The 23,463-nt window shown below is 38.4% G+C and carries 15 protein-coding genes, 1 tRNA gene, 1 other RNA gene and 5 pseudogenes; 16 read left to right on the top strand and 6 right to left on the bottom strand.

Features of this window, described 5'->3' with window-relative positions:
* Window positions 1-70: 70 nt before the first annotated feature.
* The 4 genes and pseudogenes from SRT_RS10960 to SRT_RS09715 all read left to right on the top strand — a co-directional run.
* Window positions 71-175, top strand: a pseudogene (locus SRT_RS10960) (Rgg/GadR/MutR family transcriptional regulator); the annotation flags it as partial.
* A 623-nt stretch (window positions 176-798) separates the two neighbouring features.
* A complete protein-coding gene (locus SRT_RS09725) occupies window positions 799-1,500 on the top strand; it encodes an ABC transporter ATP-binding protein (protein WP_002280270.1) in 702 nt (233 codons plus the stop codon).
* A 1-nt stretch (window position 1,501) separates the two neighbouring features.
* Window positions 1,502-3,208: an FtsX-like permease family protein gene (locus SRT_RS09720; protein WP_128833917.1), complete on the top strand. Its 1,707-nt coding sequence runs from the start codon at window positions 1,502-1,504 to the stop codon at window positions 3,206-3,208.
* Window positions 3,209-3,357: 149 nt separating this feature from the next.
* Window positions 3,358-4,044 carry a 4'-phosphopantetheinyl transferase family protein gene (locus tag SRT_RS09715; RefSeq protein ID WP_128833916.1) on the top strand — a complete coding sequence of 229 codons (687 nt, stop codon included), beginning with the start codon at window positions 3,358-3,360 and terminating at the stop codon, window positions 4,042-4,044.
* Between the two features lie 721 nt (window positions 4,045-4,765).
* Here SRT_RS09715 and SRT_RS09710 read toward each other — a convergent pair.
* A pseudogene (locus SRT_RS09710) lies at window positions 4,766-4,972 on the bottom strand (MerR family DNA-binding transcriptional regulator); the annotation flags it as partial.
* 97 nt (window positions 4,973-5,069) lie between these two features.
* On the opposite strand from SRT_RS09710, the pseudogene SRT_RS09705 reads away from it, so the two are divergent.
* Window positions 5,070-6,984, top strand: a pseudogene (locus tag SRT_RS09705) (heavy metal translocating P-type ATPase).
* Window positions 6,985-7,053: 69 nt separating this feature from the next.
* Here SRT_RS09705 and SRT_RS09700 read toward each other — a convergent pair.
* The 4 genes from SRT_RS09700 to SRT_RS09685 form a co-directional block, all read right to left on the bottom strand.
* A tRNA-Lys gene (locus tag SRT_RS09700) sits at window positions 7,054-7,126 on the bottom strand.
* Window positions 7,126-7,319, bottom strand: a non-coding RNA gene (ssrS, locus tag SRT_RS09695) — 6S RNA. The genes SRT_RS09700 and ssrS overlap by 1 nt, the downstream gene beginning before the upstream one ends.
* Window positions 7,320-7,385: 66 nt before the next feature.
* Window positions 7,386-8,654: a replication-associated recombination protein A gene (locus tag SRT_RS09690; protein WP_161940056.1), complete on the bottom strand. Its 1,269-nt coding sequence runs from the start codon at window positions 8,652-8,654 to the stop codon at window positions 7,386-7,388.
* Complete coding sequence (locus tag SRT_RS09685; protein ID WP_128833914.1) at window positions 8,644-9,135, bottom strand: GNAT family N-acetyltransferase; 492 nt, start codon at window positions 9,133-9,135, stop codon at window positions 8,644-8,646. Before SRT_RS09685 ends, SRT_RS09690 begins: the two co-directional genes overlap by 11 nt.
* Before the next feature lie 147 nt (window positions 9,136-9,282).
* Between SRT_RS09685 and SRT_RS09680 the strand changes: the two genes are divergently transcribed.
* The 11 genes and pseudogenes from SRT_RS09680 (at window position 9,283) to SRT_RS09635 (ending at window position 22,360) form a co-directional block, all read left to right on the top strand.
* Window positions 9,283-9,753: a DUF3013 family protein gene (locus SRT_RS09680; RefSeq protein WP_128833913.1), complete on the top strand. Its 471-nt coding sequence runs from the start codon at window positions 9,283-9,285 to the stop codon at window positions 9,751-9,753.
* Between the two features lie 71 nt (window positions 9,754-9,824).
* Window positions 9,825-10,316: an Abi family protein gene (locus tag SRT_RS11135; RefSeq protein WP_252120206.1), complete on the top strand. Its 492-nt coding sequence runs from the start codon at window positions 9,825-9,827 to the stop codon at window positions 10,314-10,316.
* Window positions 10,313-10,723 (top strand): hypothetical protein, encoded by a 411-nt coding sequence (locus tag SRT_RS11130; protein ID WP_465245928.1) that lies wholly within the window; start codon window positions 10,313-10,315, stop codon window positions 10,721-10,723. Before SRT_RS11135 ends, SRT_RS11130 begins: the two co-directional genes overlap by 4 nt.
* A 153-nt stretch (window positions 10,724-10,876) precedes the next feature.
* Window positions 10,877-11,830, top strand: coding sequence for a 50S ribosomal protein L11 methyltransferase (gene prmA / locus SRT_RS09670; RefSeq protein WP_128833912.1), 954 nt, complete (start codon window positions 10,877-10,879; stop codon window positions 11,828-11,830).
* On the top strand, window positions 11,831-12,574 hold the full coding sequence (locus tag SRT_RS09665) for a 16S rRNA (uracil(1498)-N(3))-methyltransferase (protein WP_128833911.1): 744 nt from the start codon (window positions 11,831-11,833) through the stop codon (window positions 12,572-12,574).
* 61 nt (window positions 12,575-12,635) lie between these two features.
* Entirely contained in the window at window positions 12,636-12,710 is a 75-nt protein-coding gene (locus SRT_RS11410; protein ID WP_223214006.1) for a LacI family DNA-binding transcriptional regulator, read from the top strand.
* Window positions 12,711-13,397: 687 nt separating this feature from the next.
* Window positions 13,398-15,586, top strand: a pseudogene (locus tag SRT_RS09655) (PTS transporter subunit IIBC).
* Window positions 15,587-15,676: 90 nt separating this feature from the next.
* Window positions 15,677-16,498: an endonuclease/exonuclease/phosphatase family protein gene (locus tag SRT_RS09650; protein ID WP_128833910.1), complete on the top strand. Its 822-nt coding sequence runs from the start codon at window positions 15,677-15,679 to the stop codon at window positions 16,496-16,498.
* A 150-nt stretch (window positions 16,499-16,648) separates the two neighbouring features.
* Complete coding sequence (locus SRT_RS09645; RefSeq protein WP_128833909.1) at window positions 16,649-18,871, top strand: RelA/SpoT family protein; 2,223 nt, start codon at window positions 16,649-16,651, stop codon at window positions 18,869-18,871.
* Between the two features lie 6 nt (window positions 18,872-18,877).
* Entirely contained in the window at window positions 18,878-19,333 is a 456-nt protein-coding gene (dtd, locus tag SRT_RS09640; RefSeq protein ID WP_128833908.1) for a D-aminoacyl-tRNA deacylase, read from the top strand.
* A gap of 321 nt (window positions 19,334-19,654) precedes the next feature.
* Window positions 19,655-22,360, top strand: coding sequence for a glycoside hydrolase family 66 protein (locus tag SRT_RS09635; RefSeq protein ID WP_161940055.1), 2,706 nt, complete (start codon window positions 19,655-19,657; stop codon window positions 22,358-22,360).
* 346 nt (window positions 22,361-22,706) lie between these two features.
* Here the strand turns inward: SRT_RS09635 and treR are convergent.
* Window positions 22,707-23,418, bottom strand: a pseudogene (treR, locus tag SRT_RS09630) (trehalose operon repressor).
* Between the last annotated feature and the right edge of the window lie 45 nt (window positions 23,419-23,463).

Here is a 23,463-nt window from a genome sequence, read left to right as displayed (position 1 = left end):
CTCAAAAACTAAGCCATATACGAAACCATTATTAGAAAAAGGCGAGCTAATTGTCTTGAAAAATCTTAATATGCAAAAATCCATGGAGTTAGGAGAGCTTTATAGAGAACTGAGAATAGCCAGAGGTCTGAAAATCAAAGATGTTGTTAGGGTATTTTTATTCTGTTCAAAATTACCGGTTCTTATAGTCACATACAGTCGGCTAAAATTGATTATCGTCTTCCAGACTGTCTGAGGTAGAACAAGAAAGGATTTTCTTGTGATTCATCTAAATGAAAATTGTAAATTTGCAATTTAAAATAAGCTGCAGATTTGAAAAAACGAAAATAGCAAAAATATGGTGTAAAATAACAGCATCAACAACAAGATATAATGTTTTTTGATCATTTAGCTTAGATTATGCTACTATTGATACAGACATGTTTACAGGGATATGTCGCTAATACTCTTCAAAAATCAAATTCATACCATGTCAGCTTTAACAGTCTGGGGACTGTTAAGGGTTGCAGATGAAGAAAGCAAAGCTTTCGTCAAATAACCGTACTCTTGACACTTCCTACCGGAAGCTGTATCCACAACCTCAAAACCTCTACTGGAGCTTTTGAACAGTCTGCGACTTGCACCGACACCATCTTTCTTGGAACGATAATTTTCCAGAAAGATGGTTAGTGCGGGAGTTAGAGAAAATCCCGTGGGCTTTCTCGTGTCAGGACGAGCAGGTTCCTGCCGTCTTGGCTACTTCTACCTAGTCTGTTTTTTGATTTTAATTGAGTATAAATAAAATAAAAGGAGTGTGCCATGACAGAAGCGCTATTAGAAGCTAAATCAATCAGTAAAAAGTACGAGGACAGGTATGTCCTGCAGAATACAGACCTGAAAATCGATCATCAGCAGTTTGTAGCAATCTTGGGTCACAGCGGCTCAGGAAAGTCAACGATGCTTAATATCTTATCGTCTCTACTGAAACCAAGTTCTGGACAGGTCTTATACAAAGGAAAGGAAATAGGCCAGCTGAGCAAATCGGCAGTGGCCAAGTTTAGGAGAGAAGACATTGGTTTGGTCTTTCAGCACTATATGTTAATTCCTAATCTAACAGTGGAGGAGAACATTCAGATGGGTAGCAAGTATGCCCTTGAGGCAGCAGACCTAGAAGAATTGGTCTCTCTACTGGGAATTGAGAAACTTTTGAACAAATATCCTCATCAGCTGTCGGGCGGTGAGCAACAGAGGGTCTGCATTGCCAGAGCCGTTATCAAGAAACCGGCTGTCTTATTTTGTGATGAGGCGACGGGCGCTCTGGACAGCGAAAACAGTAAGAACATTATTGTTTTATTGCATGCTATCAAGCAAACCTACGGAACCAGTATCCTTTTTACGACACATAATCGAGAAATTGCGAGAACAGCTGACCGAATACTGCTCTTAGAAGATGGCCGTATTGTTAGGGACGACATGAATAGGGAGAAGCTGTCGCCGGATCAAATGAGTTGGGAGATTTAATATGGGGTTGCTATTTAAATATCTATCCAGGGACTTTTTGGCCAAGAGGACTATGGTGTCTATTCTATCTCTGATTATAATCTTCACTTCCTTTATGTACTTCTTCGTTCATTTCGCGATTGATACCAATTTACTTCGTTTAGGTGGAGAGCAATTATCAGGCAATAAGGCTAATTATTTCACAGCTTTGAAAAGTAATCAACTCTTAATCAGAAATATTACTGTCGCCATGGTAGCCATCTTCTCCCTAATTTTATTCTTATTCATCAGAGGGACGCTCCAAAGGAATCGAGTGCAGCTAGCCCAGCTGATGTCCCTTGGCTTTTCTTTCTCCAGTGTGCTGGCAATCTATGGTCTATTAATCAGCGGGTTGTCCTTGATCAGTTCGTTGCTTGGATTAGTCTTGGGTTTCTGGGGGTCCGACATCCTCCTTTCTGCGAATCACCAGACCTACCTAGTTCAAGGATTGAGTAAGGGGCTTTCTCTGCAGTCAGTTATAACGGGAACCCTCTTCCTAAGTCTTTTCCTAGGAGCTATTGCCTATCTGGCAGGACTGACAGTGAGAAAGACAGATGTTGCTCTAATGATGAAACAGACAGACGGTAAAACTATCCGTCCTGGTTTGATAGAGAAGAGCATTCAAAAGCTACCGATGAAGCATAAGTTTAAATTTAAGCTGACTCTAAATCATTTCAGCACCTTAGGTCTCTTGTTGATTGCTATCGTTACGTTTAGTATCATGTTTGTCTTAAGTCTGTCTCTAACCTTTAGCTCTTCTAAAATTCTTGAATCTCAGAAGAACGGCCGGCACTATTCTTATGATATCAGCTATGATAACTACCAAAAGGAAGAGGCTAACCTTGCTTCAAATTCTGTAACTTATCTTAAATATGATGTTGACCTAATGATTAAAGGCGAAGCTATAGCTTATCAAGCCCTTTCATTTACCAGTCAAAATGACTTATTTCAGCTGATTGACAGTAAGGGAGAAATGCTAGATCCCACCCAGGGGGTCTACGTAAACCCTGAGTTGCGGGAGAATTATGGCTTTAAAGTTGGGGATACTCTAGAGCTAAGAGTAAAGGGAAAGCGACATCAGATAAAGATAGCTGGATTTGCGGAGAATGCCGATTTAAAGACAATATATATTCCAAGAGATCAGGCATCAGCTATGGTAAATGAAACTGATGATCGTTTTAACGGCAGATTGACCAATAAGCCTCAAGAAAAAGGTGAAGGAAAAGTTCGCTCCCTAGAGGAAAAATTATCCGATGTCCAAAGAAGTCAGACTTCTAACAGAGCAAGCGCCATTATTAACCAAAGTATCGGGGTCATAACGGGTTGTTTATTGATTTATCTAGCCGTGTTTATCGGCTTGAATGGGAATATTCAGACCCTATTAATGTTCGATTTGCTAGGATATGAGGAGAGAGAGGTCTACCGTATCCTGCTTAACCCCTACATTGTGATAAGCAATCTGCTTTTCTTCCTCACTCTGCCTGTGGCTATCTATGCTGCAAGGAATATACAGATTATGACTTCTCTTCAGACAGGGGACTATATGCCATTCCAGCTCAACTGGATGACCTTTGTTTATATGTTTGCCATCTTAAATGCCCTCATTTTAGTCATCAGATTTTTATTTATTCGAAAGGTTAAAAAAATCAGGGATGATAGTCGACAGGCAGAATTCTTATCAGAATGGTGAGAAGCTGTATGAAGATTTTTAAGATAAGGAGCCGGAAGCCCTTGCCGTTCTTATTCTATCCGTTGTTTTTTCAGTAACTACCAACAAGGGACAGAACAAGTCTATTAAGGAAAATAAAAAGATAGATTCCTAAAAGGAGATAAAGAGCAATGTTTCAAAAAGCATTAATTCTGTGTGTAAATGTAGGTCAGATTAACAATGAGAAGTATGACTACCTTAAAAGAGCTGTCACTGAAGAACGGCGATATAAGGCTTCTAAGTATTTTCGTATAGAGGATAAAATCAGATGTGTCATAGCAGAAGTACTTCTCAAATATGCTGTCTATTTATATACTAGAAAAATAATAGATATTGATTATAGTTATAATAAATATGGTAAGCCATGTTTTAAAAATTGGCATAATTTAAAGTTTAATATTTCTCATTCAGGGGAATGGGTAGTGGTAGCTATCGGAAAGTCACCAATTGGAATAGATGTTGAAAATAGAAAGGAAGATTGGGATTTGATTGGCGAACGAGTTTTTTCTGAATCTGAAAAATACTGGAGTCAAAATAGTTATAAAAGAAAAGCTATCTTATGGACTATAAAAGAGGCTTATGTAAAATATCTAGGTATAGGTCTTAGCAAAAGTCTGAACTCTTTTTCAATAGATATGAAAAGGAGAATCATTACAGAAGTTCAAAAACCATTCCAAACTAGTTTTGATTACTTTGTTCTGGACAACGATTATGTCTGTTCAGAATGCGGATATGCTAAAGGTGCTTATTATAGCAGAAAAGTTTGTCAAGCTGAACTAGATACTTTTATTACATCAGTTTTAGATATTTCTTATTAAATTATCAAAAATGTATTCAAAATTTGCAAAATAATCAACTGTTTTTATCAATTAATCTTTGAAGGCTCAATCCGTTCATAATAAATTGGCTGACCTGCTACGTTACGTAGTTGGTGATAGGTTGTTAATTTCTGAATTTGTGGCAAAGTTATCTGTATATTGTGATTTGCATAGATAAATAGATTATAAGCAAATAGTTTTACAGAGAGATTGTTTTTCTTGTTAAATATATTTGTGATAATATAGGTTTCTAAATGGTAAATAGTTTCTTTTAGATTCTGGTACAGTTGGTTTATAGGAATTACATTTTACCTCCTATGATAAGTTTCTCTTACTAATTAATAGCAACATAATTCTACTCATAAAAAAATTCCCTGTTTTATTCAAAGAAATTCTGACTTTCTGAATTTAAGCAAAATAAAAAGCGTAGACATTTGAAACTACACACATTCAAATCTATTCAAATGCCTAATCATAAACCAGATTTTAAGAAAGCGCGTAAAGCTTAAAATATTAATCAATATGATTAGAACAATGTTTCAAGATATTCAAGAGTTATCTCTTGGATGTCTTTTTTGATTGAGTTTGAACAGTTTCACTGAGCATTTCCCTAATTTTTTCTGTTCCATTTATTACTAGGTTATAAGCAATTTCATCAGCTGTTAAAGTTGATTGTCTCAAGAATATTCATATATACTCTAGTACTCGTGGCACTAGTTAATTTTAAATATAGACCATAATTAGCACAAATTTTAATCATGTTCACATAAGGAATGTGAGCATAAGAGTAATAGCGATAGCCATTTTGTTTATCTATAGCAGTCGGATTTAAAATTCCGATTTTTTCATAATAACGTAATGCTTTGACATGAAGACCTGAAAACTTAGCCAGTTGTCCAATTGTTAATAACTGTTGCGTTTTTTTCATAAATAGCTTGACCTTCCCTTTAAGGTATGGTTTATAGTTAAACTATAACAAGGTTTGCTAAAAGTGCAATGATTTCTGTATTGGAAAGGAGCCAATCATGTCTACAGACGATAAACAAAAGAAAAGGCTTCAAAAAATAACTTGGCTTTCAATATGCCAATAACCTTTTCTTTTTAGGACTAATATTATTTATTGCGGGACTTTTGCCCAATTTTACTCCTGAGATCAAAAAAAGCCTAACTATCTTGGCCTTGCTGATTGCTGGTTATCATGTTATCTGGGAAGGTGTTGAAGACACTGTTGAGCAATCAAAAAAAGCCAACTGTTTTGTTCCTAACACGCATATCTTGATGGCGTTGGCAGCTTTAGGTGCTGTCTTATTGGGAGAAACAACAGAAGCAGCTCTTCTTATCTTCATCTTTGCTGGGGCACACTTTTTAGAAGAGTATGTTGAAGGTTGCAGTCAACGTGAAATCACAAAACTATTAGAGCTTAATCCAACAGAAGCTAGACGTTTGACAAATACCAATGAAATTGAAATGATTTCTGTTGATCAGCTTAAGATTGGAGACTGTGTTCAGGTTTTAAATGGCGGCCAGGTGCCAGCGGATGGAAAAATTCTAGAAGGGTACACTAGCATTGACGAATCAACAATTACTGGAGAATCCATTCCATGCGAAAAAACGGTTGGTGATGAAGTTTATGCCTCAACGATTAATGGCTCTGGAACGATTATTGTAGAAGTCAGCAAAGACAGTTCGCAGACTGTATTTGCCAAAATATTACAGTTAGTTGAGGCTTCTCAGGGGCATTATTCACCTGCTGCTAAGCGTCTTAATCGCTTTGAACCCATTTATGTTAGCCTTGTTCTCCTCACTTTTATTGGTTTACTTATTTTAGGCCCCTTATTTTGGAATTGGGCTTGGACAAAAATATTTTCGATTAGTTTGACTTTTTTAGTATCAGCTTCTCCTTGTGCTTTGGCAGTATCAGTCATCCCAGCAACATTAGCTGGCATTTCAAATTTAGCACGGCAAGGTGTCTTATTTAAGGGTGGCTGTTTCTTTTCTGATTTGACGGCCGTCAAAATGATTGCCTTTGATAAAACAGGGACTTTGACAGAAGGAAAACCAAAAGTGGTCACTAGTCAATTTCTTCTTTCTGATATTTCCAAAGAAAAATTCGAAGCAGTCTTAGTAGCCATGGAACGTCAATCCAATCATCCGTTGGCGACTGCTATCGTAAATTATTTCAATCTTGATCCCTCACAGAAAAGATTGAATATCAGTGTTGAGCACCACTTGGGGCAGGGACTTCTGACAACCTATGATGGTTTGTCGTTCAAGATTGGAAAACCTCAATTATTTCATCAAGTTGACAAGTACTGGTTAGAAAAAAAAGAAAAAGAAGAAGCTAGTGGGAGGACTGTCGTTTTTGTTGCCCTCAATGAAATAGTTGTTGGATTTATTTCCGTTCAAGACAGACCACAAGCTAATGCTGTGAAAGCTATTAATTATTTTAAAACTGCTGGTGTCAAAACACTGATGCTTACTGGTGATGCCAAGGCAGCAGGACAGGCAATTGGACGTGAATTAGGAATTGATGAGGTCGTCACTAATGTTTTGCCAGAACAAAAAGCAAAAATCATTACGAAATATCAAAATCAGTATGGACAGACCGCCATGCTGGGAGATGGTGTTAACGATACTCCTGCCTTAGCTACAGCGGATCTAGGAATTGCTATGGGAGATGGCAGCGATGTTGCTATAGAGACCGCTGATATCGTCCTGATGAAAAATGATTTAACCAAGTTAGTCAAAGCTCATAAACTGTCCAAACGTTTACAAATTATTACCCGACAAAATATCAGCTTTGCTTTGTTTGTGATTGTCTTTCTTATTAGTCTTACTTTTTTTGGCCATCTTTCAATGGTCACCAGCGTGACCCTGCATGAAGGTTCTACCTTAATTGTCTTGGTTAACAGCCTCAGACTTTTACTAGATCACCATTGAAATTATTAGCAGGAACGCATTCTAAAAGGAAAAAGCCCATCGTGTGAGCCTTTTCCTTTTTTATAGTTATCCTCCCTGTAGGGCTCGAACCTACGACCCATGGATTAAGAGTCCACTGCTCTACCAACTGAGCTAAGGAAGGCAAATGCTGTATTGGCACCGATGATTCACGTTTTGTATTGAACCCGCACGCTTAAGCAGGTGGGCAACTCGCTCTGACTTTAGTTGCTTCCGCGTGAAACGGCCTGCATACTGTCAGAAGACTTTTGTTTCCCGATAATACAAAAAAATAGTCGGTCAACACTTAGATGTGAATTCGTATGCCACAGCAATTCTTCTTTAATATAATATCATAATGTTAAAAAATTTCAAGTTAAAAATCTAAATTTTTATAAAGGATATTATTGGGAAAGCTGGTCAATCTTATCCTTGTTAGCTCCCAAAGCCCGTTCGTATTTACCTGTCCCATTAGCCCTAAAATAGTCAGCATTCTGGAGCTTATCTGGTAGATATTGCTGTTTAACCCACTTTTCTGGATAAGCATGAGGATAGAGATAATCTTGGGCATTGCCCAATTCCTTACTGCCTGTGTAATGACCGTCACGCAAGTGGCGAGGAATAGGGAGCGTGCCGCTCTTATGAAGATCTGCAATAGCCTTGTCCATAGCAACATAAGCAGAATTAGACTTGGGTGAGAGTGCTAAATCAATAACAACATTGGCAATTAAAATGCGGGCTTCAGGGAACCCAATTTTTTGAGCTGCTTCCAGCGCTGTCACTGTATGAATCTGCGCATCAGGATTGGCTAAGCCGATGTCTTCGTAAGCAATAACAGTTAAACGTCTAGCTAGACTTGGCAGATCACCAGCTTGGATTAATCTGGCAGCGTAGTGAAGGCTGGCATTGACATCTGAACCGCGAATAGATTTTTGTAAGGCGGATAGGACATCATAGTGGCCATCACCATCCTTGTCCATGGTAATGTAGCTGCGCTGCAGGCTGTTTTCAACAGTGTCTAAAGTGATGCGGCGACTACCATTGTCATCTGGCTGGGTGGACATGATGGCTAAATCAAGAGAATTATAGGCAGAGCGTAAGTCGCCATTGGTAGCTTGCGCAATGAAGTCAAGAGCATCATCAGCTAGTTTGACTTCAAAATCAAAGCCGCGCTCTTTATCCGTCAGAGCCACTTGCAAAGCTTTTTTGATATCCTCATTTGATAATGGCTCTAGCTCAAAAATCTGAACGCGCGAGCGAATGGCAGGTGTGACAGAGAAAAAGGGATTTTCAGTGGTTGCGCCAATCATGATAATTTGTCCGTTTTCCAACAAGGGGAGAAGAAAATCTTGCTTAGTTTTATCTAGACGATGAATTTCATCTAGGAGCAAGACCAAACCACCTGAAAATTTAGCTTCTTCAGCAATTTCCTGCAGGCGTTTTTTAGTGTCGGTTGTTGCATTGAAGGTACGAAAGGCAAATTTGGTCGTACCAGCGATGGCAGAAGCGATTGAGGTTTTTCCAATTCCGGGAGGACCATAAAGAATCATGGAAGACAGACGGTTAGCAGTGACCATTCGTGAAATAATCTTGCCTTGACCGACTAGATGCTTTTGTCCGATAACTTCAGAGATATCTCGAGGGCGCATACGAAGTGCGAGGTTATTTGGCATAGGCAGCCTCCAAATCATAACTGTAGATGAGGTCGTCAACATATTGTCCCTTGAGGAAAAATTGTTTTGTTAAACGTGCTTCTAAATCAAAACCTAATTTTTCATAAAAGAGGATAGCTTCTTGGTTGGAGCTTAAGACATGGATTAAAACCTTTTGATAGTCGCTTTTGACTTCATTTAAAAAGATTTGGACTAAAGCTCTCCCAATTCCTTTCTTACGCTCTTTCTCAGCAACAGCAATACCAAAGGTCACAATATGTTGACCGCTGGGAAAAGGGTAAAGAGGACTGTAGTCAAGAACACCAATAATTTTATTTTTTATTTTAGCAACTAAAAAATGAGTGTTGCTCTCAAACTTCTGAATGATTTGATCCTTACTAGCAACAGGTAGGGGGATTGGTGTATTTTGCTCGGACCAAGTCTTATTCTCCAGTTCAACAACTTGTTCAATGTCGCTTAGTAACATAGGGCTTATTTTCATTTTCTTTGCTCCTCTAAGTCTGTTAAGGTTATTGTAACACAAATTTGGCAAAAGTTTGCTAACAGGCATGTACATTGTGACAAGATGACTCGTCGCCTTGCGATGAAAATGCTATAATAGAAGAAAAAGATTTTAGGTAGGATGACTATGCCCAAGTATGGTTTTTTATCAGTGTTGCATGAAGAAATGGATAAGCATTTTCATTACGACTATGCTCTAGATTGGAATAAGAAAAATCATGCGGTGGAGTTAAGTTTTATCATTGAAGCGCAAAATGCTGCTGGTGTTGAAACAGTTGATGATACAGGACAAGTCGTTTCTGAAGATTTGGCTTTGGAAGAATTTGTCCTCTTTTATAATTCAAGCAAATCTCGTTTTAAGCAAGAGGATTATTTGGTTGCTTTGCCATTTGAAGCAAAAAAGGGTTATTCTAGGGAATTCTTAGCCTATTTTGCAGATTTTTTGAATGAAGTAGCCGACCAAGGTTTAAGTGACCTTATGGATTTCTTAGCGGACGAAGAAGCTGTAGAATTTGCTATGGTTTGGAATGAAGAAGCTTTTGAAAATGGCCGAGCAGGGTTGGAAGAGACAGAATTTTACCCTTATCCGAGGTACTGAGAGTAAAAATTTTAATTAAAAAGATGAGTTAATATAAGAGATTTATAGTATTATTTTATTGGAGAAGTTTGATGCGACAAGACAACAGTAAAGAATTACTTAGTTATAATAAGTTAATTGAAAAAATGGACGATATTGGTATCTTTTTTAAAGAGGTTGATGAAAGTACTGCAAAATCGATTTTAGCTGAAAAGAATTATTATTATAAAATTGCTAGTTTTCGTAAACTATTTCCAAAAAATAGTGTTGGAAAGTATAACATAGAATTTGCGCTTCTGTATGACTTATCAAGTATTGATATGCAAGTTAGGTATTTACTTTTAAAGATGTGTTTAGATATAGAGCATGGAATAAAAACTAAACTTATGGATGCATATGTTAAAAACTCAAAAATAAATGCTTATAATATAGTTGATGATTACAAAAAATTTTATCCACAAGGTTATGAACAAACTATAAATAATTTAAAGAACCATCCTTATCTCTCAGAAATGTATTCAAAAAGGAAAACAAAATTCCGATATGGGTACTTGTTGAAGTCATTAATTTTGGAGAATTATTGAACTTAGTCGAGAGATACTATCTTCAATATCCTAAGAAGAACAAACTCAAAAAGGCTTTTGAATTCGGTAAATATGCGAAAAATATAAGAAATACGTGTGCACACAGCAATGTATTTTTATTGGGATTAATGAAGACACATACTAAAGTAATGGCAAGCATAGTTTCTCTTGCAGAGCAGGTACACTTAAAGAGAAAAGAAATAAATTATCCTAAGCTACATGACTTGTTTTGTTTAATAGTGCTACATCATGAATATTGTAGTAATAGTGTTCAGAAGTACAGAAGAAAGGGAGCCATTAAATTGTTAGCCAGAGCAAATAGAAAAGGAGCATATTATTCGACCAATTCTGAACTTAAAAAATCTTTTAAAATAATCCGAAAAATGCTTGCACTACTTAACCATTAATGATATAATTTTTTATTGAAAAAGAAATCAGGAATGATTACACTGCTCTAGGCCTATATCTCTATGTAGGTAAGGGTTACCAATATGATTATGGCACCTAGACGTAGGTGTCTTTTTATATACTAGGATAAATTACCAAAAGGATTTTTAGATATGAACACATGGCAAGAATTAACCATCACAGTCAATCGTGAGGCAGAAGAAGCGGCTTCCAATATTTTAATCGAATGTGGCAGTCAAGGCGTAGCCATTGATGATAGTGCGGACTACCTTGGTAAGGTTGGTAAGTATGGCGAAGTTTTTCCAGAGGTGGAACAAGTGGCAATGGTTACCATTACTGCCTACTATCCTGAATCTGCTGATATGACAGTCATTACCGCACAGGTCAATGAGCGCTTAGTAGAATTAACCGATTTTGGTTTGCAAACAGGGCGTGTGCAGCTCTCTACGCAAGAATTGGTAGAAGAAGACTGGGCAGAAAATTGGAAGAAGTATTACGAACCTACTCGTGTCACCCATGACTTGACTATTGTGCCTTCTTGGTCTGATTATGAAGCCCAAGCAGGTGAGAAAATCATCAAACTTGACCCCGGCATGGCTTTCGGCACAGGGACCCATCCGACGACTAAGATGAGCCTCTTTGCCTTAGAGCAAGTACTGCGTGGCGGCGAGACGGTGCTTGATGTAGGAACCGGATCAGGGGTGCTCTCTATCGCCAGCTCACTTTTGGGGGTTAAAGACATTTTTGCTTATGACCTAGATGATGTAGCGGTGCGCGTGGCTCAAGAAAATATTGACCTCAATACTGGAACCGAAAACATCCATGTGGCGGCAGGTGATCTACTCAAGGGTGTTGAGATGGAAGCGGACGTTATTGTAGCTAACATTTTGGCAGATATTCTGGTCAATCTGACGGATGATGCCTACCGTCTCGTTAAGGACGAGGGTTACCTCATCATGTCCGGTATTATTTCAGAAAAATTGGATATGGTTCTTGAAGCGGCTCACAGCGCAGGCTTTTTCCTTGAAACCCATATGATTCAAGGCGAGTGGAACGCTCTTGTCTTCAAGAAAACCGACGATATTTCAGGCGTGATTGGAGGATAAATGCAGCAGTATTTTGTAAATGGCAAAGCTGACAAGCTGGTCACGATTACTGATAAGGATACTATCAAGCATATGTTTAACGTCATGCGCTTGACTGAGGGTGACGAAGTGGTGCTGGTTTTTGATGATGGGGTCAAACGTTTGGCGCGTGTGACTAATGTCCAAGAACACACTTTTGAAATTGTAGATGAGCTATTTGACAATGTGGAATTGCCTGTCCAAGTCGTTATCGCTTCAGGATTCCCCAAAGGAGATAAATTGGAATTTCTTGCCCAAAAGACGACTGAGTTGGGTGCGCATGCTCTCTGGGCCTTTCCAGCTGATTGGTCTGTCGTCAAATGGGATAGTAAAAAATTGACAAAAAAAGCCGATAAATTGGCTAAGATTGCCCAAGGCGCAGCCGAACAGTCCAAACGCAATGTCATTCCGCAAGTCAAGCTCTTTGAGAAAAAGACTGCCTTTCTGGCTCAACTGGCACATTTTGACAAAATTCTGGTTGCCTACGAAGAATCGGCTAAAGAGGGTGAAAGCGCGGCTCTAACGTTTGAACTAGCACAACTGAGCGCAGGACAAAAGATTCTTTTCATCTTCGGACCAGAAGGAGGCCTGTCGCCAGCAGAAATCAAAGCTTTTGAAGGAGTTGGGGCCATCACAGTCGGGCTTGGCCCTCGTATCATGCGAACAGAAACGGCTCCGTTATTTGCTCTAAGCAGTATTAGTTATGTTCTGGAATTAGCAAAATAGCTGGGAAATTGCTATTTGTTATATTATTCTTAAGGGTAAAGTTAAATAGGATGGAATTATAATGGCTGCAATAAAAGATGTTGCTAAATTAGCGGGAGTTTCACCTTCTACTATATCGCATGCTTTACATGATTAGTCAGACAACAAAGGAGCGCGTGCGTCAGGCAATAAAAGAACTTAATTTATTCTCCTAACTACTCCGATCAAAATGTGGTTAAAAGCCATCCAATACTGTTGGAATTATTCTGTCTGTCCGTGAAAGTCAAGAGTCTTGGCTCTCATAATCATTTCAGGAGAGAACTTCTGCTTAAGGTAAGGCAGGATTTGAATTTCTCCTGTGTTTCTTTATCACAGGTCACAGGCTTTACAGATTGCTTACAGCTAGTGTTATAGGAATGTTGAGCATAGTCAGCTTGGGACATCTTCTCAAACTTTCCGCTGTGTCTTTGTTGTGTGACCAAGCTACGCTTGATTTCGTTGTGAATCGTTTGCGGAGCTTTCTTAAAAGTTTAGCAATAGCACGATTGTTTTTCCAGTTTTAATTAAATGACGTTTCCGTTATTGCCAAGTATTTTCCTTTTGAGCTATAATGGTTTTTCATCTCAGAGTCTTTCTAATATGGTTGTGGTGAATAACATTATATCTCTCTGAGATGTTTTTTATACCTTCAAGTGGCTAACTTCATCTTAGAATTTTTAAATTGTCTATTTTTGTTTGTTTTCTTAATTTTTTTAAAAATGCTCTTTACAAAATAAAAAATCATGATATAATAGAACCATAAATGCAAACGTTTGCATGAAAAAATGTTTGCTGGGAGGTAAAAATGAAAAATTATAAACAACTTTTTAGCTTTGAATTTTGGCAAAAATTCGGAAAATGTTTAATGGTTGTTATTGCTGTTATGCCTGCAGCAGGTTTGATGGTTTCTATTGGGAATTCATTAGCCTTGATTGACCCTAAATCAACCCTTTTAGTGACTGTTGCTAATATCATTGCCCAAATTGGTTGGGGTGTTATTAACAACCTTCATATTTTATTTGCTGTGGCTATCGGGGGTAGCTGGGCTAAGGAACGTGCAGGCGGAGCTTTCGCTGCAACCCTTGCCTTTATTCTGATTAACCTTATTACTGGTAACTTTTATGGCATATCGCTTGAGATGATTGCGGATAAAACAAGTTACGTGCACAATATCTTTGGCGGTAAGATGCACGTTGCTGATTACTTTATCAATGTACTTGGCCAACCTGCCTTGAACATGGGAGTTTTCGTTGGTATTATCTCTGGTTTCGTCGGTGCGACAGCTTACAATAAATACTACAATTTCCGTAAACTTCCAGATGTTTTATCATTCTTTAACGGAAAACGCTTTGTACCTTTTGTTGTTATTGTTCGCTCAACAATTGTTGCTTTAGTTCTTTCTGTATTTTGGCCCGTTGTACAATCTGGTATTAATGGTTTTGGTATGTGGATTGCTTCTTCACAACATACTGCACCGTTTCTTGCACCATTCCTTTATGGTACTTTAGAACGTTTACTGCTGCCATTTGGTTTACACCATATGTTGACGATTCCAATGAATTATACCCAACTCGGTGGTACTTATGTTGTCTTGACAGGTGCTCAAGCAGGAAAACATGTGCTTGGACAAGATCCGCTTTGGTTAGCTTGGGTGCAAGACCTTATCCATCTTAAGGGTGCAGGTCATATGTCTCAATATCATCACTTATTGACAAGTGTCACACCTGCTCGTTTCAAGGTAGGACAAATGATTGGTTCATCAGGTATTCTTATGGGACTAACATTGGCAATGTACCGCAATGTTGATCCAGATAAAAAGAAAAATATAAAGGGATGTTCCTTTCAGCAGCTGTTGCCGTATTCTTAACAGGGGTAACAGAACCGCTTGAATACATGTTTATGTTTGCAGCTTTACCGCTCTACCTTGTTTACGCTGTCGTTCAAGGGTTGGCCTTTGCATCAGCCGATTTGATTCACCTTCGTGTGCATTCATTTGGTAATATTGAGTTTCTGACGAGAACACCAATGGCTATCAAAGCCGGTTTAGCTATGGATATTGTTAACTTTATCGTTGTTTCAGTCGTCTTTGGTGTTGCTATGTACTTCATTACTAACTTTATGATTAAGAAGTTTAATTTGGCAACTTCAGGACGCAATGGCAATTATGATACAGGTGATGATGCTTCTGATGAAACAGCTTCAAATAGTAATGCAGGAACAGCAAATGCTAATTCACAAATTGTAAAAATTATCAATCTTTTAGGCGGTAAAGAAAATATTTCTGATGTTGATGCTTGTATGACCCGTCTGCGTATTACGGTAGCAGATATTGCTAAAGTAGGCGATGAAGCTGCTTGGAAAAAAGCAGGAGCTATGGGCTTAATTGTCAAAGGAAATGGTGTTCAAGCCGTTTATGGTCCTAAGGCAGATGTCCTTAAATCTGATATTCAGGATTTATTAGATTCAGGAGTGGACATTCCTAAGACAGATGTTACAGCTCTAGAAGAAGATAAGACAGCGGATGTCAGCTTCAAGGGAGTTATAGAAGAAGTAGCAACTGTAGCTGATGGACAAGTCATTCCAATTACGCAGGTAAACGATCCGGTTTTCTCACAAAAAATGATGGGTGATGGTTTCGCTGTTGAGCCAGAAAATGGCAATATCTATTCTCCAGTAGCTGGTTTAGTAACCAGTGTCTTCCCAACCAAACATGCTCTTGGTCTTTTAACGGATGATGGACTTGAAGTTCTAGTTCATGTCGGTTTAGATACTGTTGCTCTTAATGGAGCTCCATTCTCTGCTAAGGTGAAAGACGGTCAGCGTGTGGAATTAGGAGATTTACTTCTAGTTGCTGATTTGGAAGCTATCAAATCTGCAGATCGTGAAACAACTGTTATTGTTGCCTTTACAAATACAGCAGAAGTTAAGTCTGTAACGCTTAAGAAAACAGGCCAACAAGCTGCTAAAACAGTTGTCGCCAAAGTAGAACTTTAAAAAGATTAAAAAGGAGTAGGATAGAATCTAAAAAGTCTTTGCTTGAGATTCTAGGTTCCGCTCCTTTTCTTGATTGATAAAGGAGGAACAATGGTTAAGTTATTAACAATCAATAGCCATAGTTGGATGGAAGAAGATCCACAAAAGAAATTAGAGATTTTAGGAAAAACAATTCTTGAAAATGATTATGATATTATTTGCGTTCAAGAGGTGAACCAGCTTTTGCATTCAGAACCTGCTAAAGATTTGCCTAATTATTGTCAGGTGACAGGAACTCCAACCATTCATAAGGACAATTATGCTCTACAGTTAGTGACTTTTTTATTGAAACAAGAGAGCGTTTATTATTGGTCTTGGGCTTATAATCATATCGGCTATGATCGTTTTCAAGAAGGCGTAGCTATTTTATCCAAAACACCGCTTGTCAGTCAGGGAATCCTCATCTCAGATGTGGATGATGAACATGACTATCATACGAGACGAGCCCTATTAGGAAAAACGAAAATTGTTCAGGAGGATATTGCTATTGTCAGCCTTCATATGTCTTGGTGGAACAAGGGCTTTCAAGGGGAATGGAACAAGTTGGAAAGAGCGTTGTCCAACCTCAAGCTTCCCTTAATTTTAATGGGAGATTTTAACAATCCTTATGAAAACGAAGGATATCAAGCGATTCTAAAAAGCTCACTGAAATTACAAGATAGTCACCAGTCAGCTAAGATTACTTATGGTCAAGCCACTATCCAAAAGGAGATTGATGGCTGGCAAGGCAATCAAGAAGCCCTCAAAGTTGATTATATTTTCTTGAGTTCAGATTGGCAGGTGGAAAAATCAGAAGTTGTTTTTGATGGGAAACATTACCCAATGATTAGTGATCACTGTGGTTTAGCCTGCCAAGCAAATTTGAACAAATAAGCAAAGACTCTTATCTGTCAAAGATAGGAGCTTTTCTTTTTTAGTGGTGTCTAAAAGTTTAGTTGCTAAGCGGATCATCAGGTATTCTCCCTTTTTCTTTTTGCCCTAAAGTGTTAGAATAGGAATAAGATATTTTTAGAGAGGCAAAAGATGGCGAAAGATGCAAATTTAACAGGTCAAGAGGTTATTGATATCTGCTCAATGTATATGAACAAAGCAGATGTTGCCTTTGTTCAAAAAGCTTTAGATTATGCCACGGAATGCCATAGCGGTCAATTTCGTAAGTCAGGAGAACCTTATATTATTCATCCTATTCAGGTTGCAGGAATTTTAGCGGACTTACATTTGGATGCTATTACAGTTTCCTGTGGCTTTTTGCATGATGTCATTGAAGATACCGAAGCAACTTTAGATCATTTAGAAGCTAAATTTGGCAGTGATGTTAAGAACATTGTTGATGGTGTCACAAAGCTAGGGAAAGTTGAGTATAAATCGCATGAAGAGCAGCTAGCAGAAAATCACCGTAAGATGTTGATGGCTATGTCCAAAGATATTCGTGTCATTCTGGTTAAATTAGCTGACCGTCTTCATAATATGCGGACGTTAAGGCATTTACGCAAGGATAAGCAAGAACGTATTTCACGTGAAACCATGGAAATTTATGCTCCTTTGGCGCATCGACTGGGGATTAGTCGCATCAAATGGGAATTAGAAGATTTAGCTTTTCGTTATCTTAATGAAGTTGAATTTTATAAAATTTCACATTTGATGAACGAAAAGCGTCGTGAACGTGAAGCATTAGTTGATGATATTGTTGATAAAATCAAAGCTTATACTGAAGAGCAAGGCTTACACGGTGAGATTTACGGACGCCCAAAACACATTTATTCCATTTATCGGAAGATGCGTGATAAGAAGAAACGTTTTGATCAGATTTATGATTTGATCGCTATTCGTTGTATTTTGGATACACAAAGTGATGTTTATGCCATGCTGGGTTATATTCATGAGCTTTGGCGCCCTATGCCCGGTCGATTTAAGGACTATATTGCTAACCCTAAAGCAAATGGTTACCAATCCATTCATACAACTGTTTATGGCCCCAAAGGGCCAATTGAAGTGCAAATTCGGACGCATGAAATGCATCAAGTGGCTGAATATGGGGTAGCAGCGCATTGGGCCTATAAAAAGGGAATCAAAGGCAAGGTTAACAGTCAAGAATCAGCTCTAGGAATGAACTGGATTAAGGAACTGGTTGAATTGCAAGACGCTTCCAATGGCAATGCGGTTGACTTTGTTGATTCTGTCAAAGAAGATATCTTTGCAGAGCGCATTTATGTTTTCACGCCTAATGGTGCTGTTCAAGAATTGCCTAAAGATTCTGGTCCTATTGACTTTGCCTATGCCATTCATACACAGGTCGGAGAAAAGGCAACAGGTGCTAAAGTGAATGGTCGCATGGTTCCCTTAACAGCTAAGCTTAAAACAGGTGATGTGGTTGAAATCATCACAAATTCTAATTCTTTTGGTCCCAGTCGTGACTGGATTAATATTGTTAAGACCAATAAAGCTCGTAATAAAATTCGTCAATTTTTTAAAAACCAAGATAAAGAACTCTCTATCACAAAAGGCCGTGATTTGCTGGTTGATTATTTTCAAGAGCAGGGCTATGTGGCCAATAAATATTTGGATAGGAAACATATGGAGGCTGTTTTAAATCGCCTTAACTACCGTAATGAAGGTGCCCTTTATGCGGCTGTCGGTTTTGGTGAATTGTCGCCCGTCACCGTTTTTAACAAATTGACTGAAAAAGAACGCCGTGAACAAGAACGTGCCAAGGCTAAGGCAGAAGCTGAGGAACTTATGAAAGGCGGCGAAGTCAAGCACGACAATAAAAAAGAAGTCCTTAAGGTTAAAAGTGAAGGCGGTGTTATTGTCCAAGGTTCTTCTGGTCTCTTGATGCGGATTGCTAAGTGCTGTAACCCTGTCCCAGGCGATCCTATTGAAGGCTATATTACCAAAGGTCGTGGCGTTGCTATTCATCGTGCTGATTGTCATAATATTAAGAGTCAGGAAGGCTATGAGGAACGGCTAATTGATGTCGAATGGGAAGATGATTATTCTACCAAAGAATATATGGCAGAAATTGATATTTATGGTCTCAATCGTGCCGGTCTCTTAAATGATGTTCTGCAAATCTTATCGAATCAAACAAAGAACATCTCAACAGTCAATGCCCAGCCAACTAAGGATATGAAATTTGCCAATATCCATGTGACTTTTGGCATCCCTAACTTAACCGTTTTAACAGCTGTTGTTGATAAAATCAAGGTCATTCCAGATGTTTATTCTGTTAAAAGGACTAACGGGTAAGTGCCGATGAAAATTGTCATTCAACGCGTTATGAAAGCCAGTCTGACTGTTGAAGGTAAGAGCAGAGCTTCCATTAACCAAGGCCTAGTTTTATTAGTCGGGATAGGACCAGATGATACTCAAGAAGACCTATCTTATGCTGTTTGGAAAATTGCTAATATGAGAATTTTTTCGGATGAAGAAGGGAAGATGAACCTTTCCGTTCGAGACATTAAGGGGGAGGTTCTTTCTGTGTCTCAATTTACTCTCTTTGCCAATACTAAGAAAGGCAATCGTCCTGCTTTTACGGGAGCTGCACAGCCAGATTTGGCCAGTCAATTATATGATCAATTTAACCAAGAACTGGCTCAGCTTGTTCCTATTCAAACGGGAATATTTGGTGCCGATATGCAAGTCTCTCTTACGAATGACGGACCTGTGACGATTGTATTGGATACAAAAAGAAAGAATAAACTTGTTTAGAAATAGCCGCTGCGTCAAACTGTTACGGCTATTTTATCTGATAATCTCAGGACTTCTTATCCGTAATCTTATAGATCGACACTATTTTGTGGATGATTGCACAGCAATCATAGAAGCTTATCCCACTTTCATTGGCCTTTAAAAGTCTTCCTACAGTGATCATTTGAGGCATTCAATCATTCTTATTATCAGTCTTATATGAAAAAGCTTGGAAATTTTTCATGAAACTCTCATTGAAATTTTGTAATATTTTTGATAAAATACAAATTTGTATTGTTAATATTAATATTATATGACAAAATTAATATTTGGAGTTAAAAAATGAAAAAGAATGAGCAAAAAATGATTAAGATGTTCTTATCTTCTGTTGTAACCGTACTGCTTTTTACAAATGGTATGGCAGTATTGGCCGATGATAGTTCAACAGATAGGACGGGTGTTGGTGATGTTATGCAGGAAACTCCTGCTGGAGATGAGGCAGGGCTGAAAGAGCCAATTGCTGGGGGAGCCAATAGATCAGCTGAGGGTCTAGAGTCAACGGTTTGCGCTGTTTCGGAAGTAGATCTTGGAGCGCAAGAGAAGGTTAATACTGCAGCTGTAGTACAGCCAGAACCGGCGTCAATAGATTCTAATGAACAAGGACAATCGGTTTCTGCAGATACTAATACACAACCTCAAGCGGAGAAACTTTCTAACAATTCCCATCAGGAGCCAATGCAAATGGTATCTGCTGCCAATAAAGAAAGAGCTGTGCTAGAAACTGCACAGAACCAAAAGAATAGCAACATGGTAATTCTGACAACAGATAAAGCAACCTATCAAGCAGGGGAAGCTGTTCATTTAAACCTTACTTTAAACAATACAACATCTTTAGCCCAAAACATTACAGCTACTGCTGAGGTTTATTTCCTTGAAAATAAATTAGATACACTTCGTTATACAAAATACCTTCTTCCCAATGAAAGTTATACCACTCAAAAAGGGGAGCTGACTGTTCCTGCCAGTCTTTTAACCAATAATCACGGATATCTTTTGAAGATTAACGTATCAGACAGCCAAAATAATATTTTAGAGCAGGGCAATCGGGCTATTGCGGTTGAGGATGACTGGCGTACTTTTCCGCGTTATGCTGCTATTGGAGGTTCTCAAAAAGACAATAACAGTGTCTTGACTAAGAACTTACCAGATTATTATCGCGAATTAGAGCAAATGAAAAATATGAATATTAATTCTTATTTCTTCTATGATGTTTATAAGTCTGCTACAAATCCCTTTCCTAATGTTCCTAAGTTTGATCAGTCTTGGAATTGGTGGAGTCATTCGCAGGTTGAAACGGATGCTGTTAAAGCCTTGGTCAATCGTGTCCATCAAACTGGTGCTGTTGCCATGCTCTATAATATGATTTTAGCACAGAATGCTAATGAAACGGCTGTTTTACCAGATACTGAGTACATCTATAATTATGAGACTGGCGGTTATGGTCAAAATGGTCAGGTCATGACTTACTCTATTGATGATAAGCCGCTGCAATATTATTACAATCCTTTGAGTCAAAGTTGGCAAAATTATATTTCTAATGCTATGGCTCAAGCCATGCAAAATGGTGGTTTTGACGGCTGGCAGGGAGATACAATTGGAGATAATCGTGTTCTTTCCCATAATCAAAAGGACAGTCGAGATATTGCTCATTCCTTTATGTTATCTGATGTCTATGCTGAATTTCTCAATAAAATGAAGGAAAAACTGCCTCAGTATTATTTAACACTCAATGATGTTAATGGTGAAAATATCGGCAAACTCGCCAGCAGCAAACAAGATGTGATTTACAATGAATTATGGCCTTTTGGAACTTCAGCTTTGGGGAACCGTCCTCAAGATAGTTATGGAGATCTGAAAGCTCGTGTTGATCAAGTTCGCCAAGCGACAGGGAAATCGTTGATTGTCGGAGCTTATATGGAAGAGCCTAAATTTGATGAGAATAGGGTTCCTCTCAATGGTGCAGCGCGTGACGTTTTAGCTTCAGCAACTTACCAAACAGATGCGGTTCTGCTGACAACTGCGGCCATTGCGGCAGCAGGGGGCTATCATATGTCTCTGGCTGCTCTGGCTAATCCTAATGATGGGGGTGGAGTTGGTGTCTTAGAAACGGCCTATTATCCAACACAAAGCCTCAAGGTTTCGAAAGAGCTCAATCGTAAAAACTATCATTACCAACAATTTATTACGGCTTATGAAAATCTTTTGCGTGATCAGGTTGAAAATGATTCTGCTGAACCTCAGACTTTCACTGCGAATGGTCAGCAGTTGTCACATGATGCTTTAGGGATCACTGGTGATCAAGTTTGGACTTATGCTAAAAAAGGAAAAGATTTCAGGACCATTCAATTGCTCAATCTTATGGGAATTACATCCGACTGGAAAAATGAAGATGGTTATGAAAATAATAAAACACCTGATGAGCAAACCAATTTATTGGTTACTTATCCTTTAACTGGTATGTCTATGACAGAGGCTGAACGAATAGCTAAACAAGTCTATCTGACGTCACCAGATGATTGGCTGCAATCTAGTATGATTTCTCTAGCGACTCAGGTAAAAACGAATGAGAATGGCGATCCTGTTCTTTATATTCAAGTGCCAAGACTGACGCTTTGGGATATGATTTATATTAATGAAACCATTAAACCAGAAACGCCTAAAGTTCCAGAACAGCCCCAACATCCTGCTAAGACACTTGAACCAGCAATTCCGCAAACTCCAGAAGCACTCACCCCTCTCCCAACAGCTAATAAGCAGGCAGAAGATGGAAATAAAAATGAGACTGTTTCAGTCTTAACCGATGAAGAAAATGACTTACAGCTGCCAACTCTTTCCAAGCGATCATTATCAGTCTCTCAAGCAGAGTTACCGCAGACAGGAGATAACAGTAAAACGCGCTCCAATCTCCTCAAAGTGGTAGGTGCTGGTGCGCTTCTAATCGGCGCTGCAGGATTGTTAAGCTTGATAAAGGGCAGGAAAAATGATTGATTACAATAGTGCGATAGTTTCATTGTAAGTTTTATTATGTGGCAAGAAACCTCAGATACAATTATCTGAGGTTTCTTGCATATCACAATTTAATCACTCGATTATTCTCTTTTAGAAAACGCACAATATTAACTTTCAACTCTTTAAAATCATCTTGAAAAGCAGCAACTTTAATCGTTTTTTCTATCCCACTTCAAATGAGGTGTCCGACTGATAGCCATTCATAGGCAGAAAAAGATGCAATGCGAGCAGTGCTGTGCCCTTGTTAGCATTGTGAAATAGGGGCTTTTTGATAATTATTTATCCAGATGATAGCCTCTTTTTCTTTTGTGCTTTCCTTGTTGTCTTAATCACGATGCCGTCTGGCAAAGTCAACAAAACGGAACTTTTCCAGTTTGTGCCGGCTTTCAGTGAATTGAAATTGCTGCTGATTACTGAGGTAAACTTTAGATTTAACCGAAACGACATGATTTTCAGAATCCAAATCAAGCAAAATTTTATCTTTTTGCGATACTTGATCTATGGTAATAATCTTTTGAGCATAGGCAATGTCCAGCTTTAGTTTATTTTCAAGATAATCATAGATAGAGTGTTCAGCGATTTCTCTGGTCATATGAGGAATCAGTGCTTTATCCAAATAATCCGTATCTAAAATGGAAGCAACACCGTCTATGACGCGCTGTCTTGTGATGCGCCAGACAAGCCCTTTACTTTCAAAACCGGTTAGTTTAGTGAGTTTCTCATCAACAATCAGTTTATCAATAGCAATAACATTGGTCTTGACATTCATCTGCAATTGTTCAACCAATTCCTGATAGCTGGTTAGTTGAGAAACAGGAAAGTTAATGCGTTCACGCTTGATAATTTGGGATCCTCTTCCCTGTACTGTTTTAATAAAACCTGCTTTAGTCAAGAGCTGTAAAGCCTTTCTAACAGTATCTCGGCTGCTGGCATAGGTCTGGCTAAGTTCCATTTCAGGAGGAAGATAGTCACCCATTTGATAATGCCCTTTGAGAATGTCTTCTTCTAGTTTTTAAAATAATTTCATATTTTTTCATAAGCAATTCAATCCAATTTGTCTAAAAAAATGCATACAACTAACT

Source organism: Streptococcus troglodytae (genome assembly GCF_002355215.1).
In the GTDB taxonomy this organism is placed as follows: domain Bacteria; phylum Bacillota; class Bacilli; order Lactobacillales; family Streptococcaceae; genus Streptococcus; species Streptococcus troglodytae.
The sequence above is the reverse complement of the archived record's forward strand: the minus strand, read 5'-3'. Positions and strand labels throughout refer to the sequence as shown.